The following is a 5,582-nucleotide window of genomic DNA, read 5'->3' on the forward strand; positions in this document are numbered from 1 at the left end:
GGCGGCGCTAAAAAGGAGTTGACACTGAGAAACGAAAGTGTAGAATGCGCGCCTCGGTCGGAGAGAGTCTCCGGAAGAGAAAGTTCTTTAAAAAGTTAATCAAGCAATTTGTTGTGGGCGCTAACTGAGGCGGATCTGGAAAAGATTAAGTCTTAAGTTAGTGACTCGTACAATTCATGAGTGAGCAATCACTCAAGAGTACAGTGGTTTTAACTTGAGCAAGATTAAGAATCTTAATGATTCACACTCTTTAAACTGAAGAGTTTGATCATGGCTCAGATTGAACGCTGGCGGCAGGCTTAACACATGCAAGTCGAGCGGTAACAGTCCTTCGGGAGCTGACGAGCGGCGGACGGGTGAGTAATGCATAGGAATCTGCCTGTTAGAGGGGGATAGCCCGGGGAAACTCGGATTAATACCGCATACGCCCTACGGGGGAAAGCAGGGGATCTTCGGACCTTGCGCTAACAGATGAGCCTATGTCGGATTAGCTAGTTGGTAGGGTAAGAGCCTACCAAGGCGACGATCCGTAACTGGTCTGAGAGGATGATCAGTCACACTGGAACTGAGACACGGTCCAGACTCCTACGGGAGGCAGCAGTGGGGAATATTGGACAATGGGGGCAACCCTGATCCAGCCATGCCGCGTGTGTGAAGAAGGCCTTCGGGTTGTAAAGCACTTTCAGTGGGGAGGAAAGGGCAGTTGCTAATATCAGCTGCAGTTGACGTTACCCACAGAAGAAGCACCGGCAAACTCCGTGCCAGCAGCCGCGGTAATACGGAGGGTGCGAGCGTTAATCGGAATTACTGGGCGTAAAGCGCGCGTAGGCGGTTGCTTAAGCTAGATGTGAAATCCCCGGGCTCAACCTGGGAACTGCATTTAGAACTGGGCGACTAGAGTTTTGGAGAGGAGGGTAGAATTCCAGGTGTAGCGGTGAAATGCGTAGAGATCTGGAGGAATACCAGTGGCGAAGGCGGCCCTCTGGCCAAAAACTGACGCTGAGGTGCGAAAGCGTGGGGAGCAAACAGGATTAGATACCCTGGTAGTCCACGCCGTAAACGATGAGAACTAGCCGTTGGGGTCCTTAGAGACTTTAGTGGCGCAGCTAACGCGATAAGTTCTCCGCCTGGGGAGTACGGCCGCAAGGTTAAAACTCAAATGAATTGACGGGGGCCCGCACAAGCGGTGGAGCATGTGGTTTAATTCGAAGCAACGCGAAGAACCTTACCTGGCCTTGACATCCAGAGAACTTTCCAGAGATGGATTGGTGCCTTCGGGAACTCTGAGACAGGTGCTGCATGGCTGTCGTCAGCTCGTGTTGTGAAATGTTGGGTTAAGTCCCGTAACGAGCGCAACCCTTGTCCCTATTTGCCAGCACTTCGGGTGGGAACTTTAGGGAGACTGCCGGTGACAAACCGGAGGAAGGTGGGGACGACGTCAAGTCATCATGGCCCTTACGGCCAGGGCTACACACGTGCTACAATGGGGCGTACAGAGGGTTGCGAAGCCGCGAGGTGGAGCTAATCTCTTAAAGCGTCTCGTAGTCCGGATTGGAGTCTGCAACTCGACTCCATGAAGTCGGAATCGCTAGTAATCGCGAATCAGAATGTCGCGGTGAATACGTTCCCGGGCCTTGTACACACCGCCCGTCACACCATGGGAGTGGGTTGCACCAGAAGTAGCTAGTCTAACCTTCGGGGGGACGGTTACCACGGTGTGATTCATGACTGGGGTGAAGTCGTAACAAGGTAGCCGTAGGGGAACCTGCGGCTGGATCACCTCCTTAAACGATATCCAACTGTCTCAGTTTGGCGTCCACAACAAATTGCTTGATTGGCGAGTAGAGAGCTTACTTAAGGGTCATCAGACCCGTGACGCAATCGAGAGATTGCAAGTTCTGGGTCTGTAGCTCAGGTGGTTAGAGCGCACCCCTGATAAGGGTGAGGTCGGTGGTTCAAGTCCACCCAGACCCACCAGAATTTCCTTGTTCTTGGTGAATAACTAGGTTTGATTAGGAAAATTATGGGGCTGTAGCTCAGCTGGGAGAGCGCCTGCCTTGCACGCAGGAGGTCAGCGGTTCGATCCCGCTCAGCTCCACCATTCATAGAATGGTAGTAGTACGGTTGACAATTAAGTAAGTGAAATCTGACGGTTTCAGATGATAGAAACGAATACAGCATGAAAGTTTCAGAAAGATGACTGTATTGGTTTCTGGCATTTGGTCAGAGAAGCTCTTTAACAATTTGGATAAGCAAAGTAAAAACCAACGTGGTGACAGATGAAGTTTATTTGTCACTCAACGGATAGGTTTTACTGAGTAGTTATACTCAAGCGCAATATCGGCAAATTATTGTTACGGTGAAACCAGCGCTGTATAGCTTGAAGTGATGGCAGTAATGAAATTACTTCGGGTTATATGGTCAAGTGAATAAGCGCATACGGTGGATGCCTTGGCAACTGGAGGCGATGAAAGACGTGAAAGCCTGCGATAAGCGTCGGCGAGGTGGCAAATAACCTTTGACCCGGCGATCTCTGAATGGGGAAACCCACCTGATTTATCAGGTATCCTGCACTGAATCCATAGGTGTAGGAGGCGAACCGGGGGAACTGAAACATCTAAGTACCCCGAGGAAAAGAAATCAACCGAGATTCCCTCAGTAGCGGCGAGCGAACGGGGATCAGCCCTTAAGCTTTGTGACAGATAGGAGAACGCTCTGGAAAGTGCGGCCATAGTGGGTGACAGCCCCGTATCTGAAATCTTATCAAAGTGAAATCGAGTAGGTCGGGACACGTGTTATCTTGACTGAATATGGGGGGACCATCCTCCAAGGCTAAATACTCCCAGTTGACCGATAGTGAACCAGTACCGTGAGGGAAAGGCGAAAAGAACCCCTGTGAGGGGAGTGAAATAGAACCTGAAACCGTATGCGTACAAGCAGTGGGAGCAGACTTGTTCTGTGACTGCGTACCTTTTGTATAATGGGTCAGCGACTTACGTTTAGTGGCGAGCTTAACCGAATAGGGGAGGCGTAGGGAAACCGAGTCTGAATAGGGCGAATTAGTCGCTAGGCGTAGACCCGAAACCGAGTGATCTAGCCATGGGCAGGTTGAAGGTTGAGTAACATCAACTGGAGGACCGAACCGAAATCTGTTGAAAAAGATTCGGATGACTTGTGGCTGGGGGTGAAAGGCCAATCAAACTCGGAGATAGCTGGTTCTCCCCGAAAGCTATTTAGGTAGCGCCTCGGACGAACACCTACGGGGGTAGAGCACTGTTTGGGCTAGGGGGTCATCTCGACTTACCAACCCCATGCAAACTCCGAATACCGTAGAGTGATATCCGGGAGACACACGGCGGGTGCTAACGTCCGTCGTGAAGAGGGAAACAACCCAGACCGCCAGCTAAGGCCCCCAAGTCCATGTTAAGTGGGAAACGATGTGGGAAGGCAGAGACAGCTAGGAGGTTGGCTTAGAAGCAGCCACCCTTTAAAGAAAGCGTAATAGCTCACTAGTCGAGTCGGCCTGCGCGGAAGATGTAACGGGGCTCAAACATGGCGCCGAAGCTGCGGATTCATCCAATGGATGAGTGGTAGGGGAGCGTTCTGTAAGCTGATGAAGGTGTGTCGAGAGGCATGCTGGAGGTATCAGAAGTGCGAATGCTGACATGAGTAACGATAATGCGGGTGAAAAACCCGCACGCCGGAAGACCAAGGGTTCCTGCGCAACGCTAATCGGCGCAGGGTGAGTCGGCCCCTAAGGCGAGACCGAAAGGTGTAGTCGATGGGAAATCGGTTAAAATTCCGATACTTTGTATTGCTGCGATGGGGGGACGGAGAAGGCTAGGTCAGCCTGGGATTGGTAGTCCAGGTTTAAGCCTGTAGGCAGTGTGTTTAGGCAAATCCGGACACACAATGCTGAGGGGTGATGACGAGCTCTCTTTAAGAGAGCGAAGTGATTGATGCCCAGCTTCCAGGAAAAGCCTCTAAGCTTCAGGCAATACGAAACCGTACCCCAAACCGACACAGGTGGTCAGGTAGAGAATACCAAGGCGCTTGAGAGAACTCGGGTGAAGGAACTAGGCAAAATGGTGCCGTAACTTCGGGAGAAGGCACGCCGTCATGTACGTGAAAGCCCTGCGGCTGGAGCGGAAGGCGGTCGAAGATACCAGGCCCCTGCGACTGTTTATTAAAAACACAGCACTCTGCAAACACGAAAGTGGACGTATAGGGTGTGACGCCTGCCCGGTGCCGGAAGGTTAATTGATGGGGTTAGCGTAAGCGAAGCTCTTGATCGAAGCCCCGGTAAACGGCGGCCGTAACTATAACGGTCCTAAGGTAGCGAAATTCCTTGTCGGGTAAGTTCCGACCTGCACGAATGGCGTAACGATGGGGGCGCTGTCTCCACCCGAGACTCAGTGAAATTGAAATCGCTGTGAAGATGCAGTGTATCCGCGGCTAGACGGAAAGACCCCGTGAACCTTTACTATAGCTTCACAGTGGACTTTGAACCTGCTTGTGTAGGATAGGTGGGAGGCTTTGAAGCGAGGACGCCAGTTCTCGTGGAGCCATCCTTGAAATACCACCCTGGCATGTTTGAGGTTCTAACTCTGACTGGTAATCCCGGTCGAGGACACTGTGTGGTGGGTAGTTTGACTGGGGCGGTCTCCTCCAAAAGAGTAACGGAGGAGCACGAAGGTGCGCTAAGTACGGTCGGACATCGTACGGTTAGTGTAAAGGCAAAAGCGCGCTTAACTGCGAGACAAACACGTCGAGCAGGTACGAAAGTAGGTCTTAGTGATCCGGTGGTTCTGTATGGAAGGGCCATCGCTCAACGGATAAAAGGTACTCCGGGGATAACAGGCTGATACCGCCCAAGAGTTCACATCGACGGCGGTGTTTGGCACCTCGATGTCGGCTCATCACATCCTGGGGCTGAAGCCGGTCCCAAGGGTATGGCTGTTCGCCATTTAAAGTGGTACGCGAGCTGGGTTTAGAACGTCGTGAGACAGTTCGGTCCCTATCTGCCGTGGACGTTGGAGATTTGAGGAGAGTTGCTCCTAGTACGAGAGGACCGGAGTGAACGAACCGCTGGTGTTCGGGTTGTGATGCCAATCGCATTGCCCGGTAGCTACGTTCGGACGGGATAACCGCTGAAAGCATCTAAGCGGGAAGCCCCCTTCAAGATAAGATCTCCCTGAGGACTTGATCCTCCTAAAGGGCCCTTGTAGACCACGAGGTTGATAGGCTGGGTGTGTAAGCGCTGCGAGGCGTTGAGCTAACCAGTACTAATTGCCCGAGAGGCTTGACCATATAACACCGAAGTAATTTACCGGTATTGATTGAGTATAACTGCTTATCCAAGTTAAAGGTCTTCTGACCAAGCGCCAACTAGACAAGCTAGACTAAGACAAAGCTTAACGGTTTTGCCTGATGATCATAGCGGACTGGAACCACCTGATCCCATTCCGAACTCAGAAGTGAAACAGTCCAGCGCCGATGGTAGTGTGGATTACCCATGCAAGAGTAGGTCGTCGTCAGGCTCTTAATACGAAGAACCCGTCCTCGTGACGGGTTTTTTTTTT

Annotated in this window: 2 tRNA genes and 3 rRNA genes; all 5 read left to right on the top strand. The window is 51.7% G+C overall.

From position 1 onward, the window contains the following. Positions 1-252: 252 nt before the first annotated feature. Positions 253-1,787, top strand: a 16S ribosomal RNA gene (locus ONV78_RS31730). A 113-nt stretch (positions 1,788-1,900) separates the two neighbouring features. Then, positions 1,901-1,977 (top strand) — tRNA-Ile (locus ONV78_RS31735). Between the two features lie 48 nt (positions 1,978-2,025). Continuing rightward, positions 2,026-2,101 (top strand) — tRNA-Ala (locus ONV78_RS31740). Positions 2,102-2,419: 318 nt separating this feature from the next. Beyond that, positions 2,420-5,310, top strand: a 23S ribosomal RNA gene (locus tag ONV78_RS31745). A gap of 116 nt (positions 5,311-5,426) precedes the next feature. Beyond that, positions 5,427-5,540 (top strand): 5S ribosomal RNA (rrf, locus tag ONV78_RS31750). Together the 16S, 23S and 5S rRNA genes with 2 tRNA genes alongside form the textbook arrangement of a ribosomal RNA operon. The last annotated feature ends 42 nt before the right edge of the window (positions 5,541-5,582 follow it).

The sequence above is a fragment of the Hahella sp. CR1 genome, from assembly GCF_029813005.1.
Lineage (GTDB): Bacteria > Pseudomonadota > Gammaproteobacteria > Pseudomonadales > Oleiphilaceae > Hahella.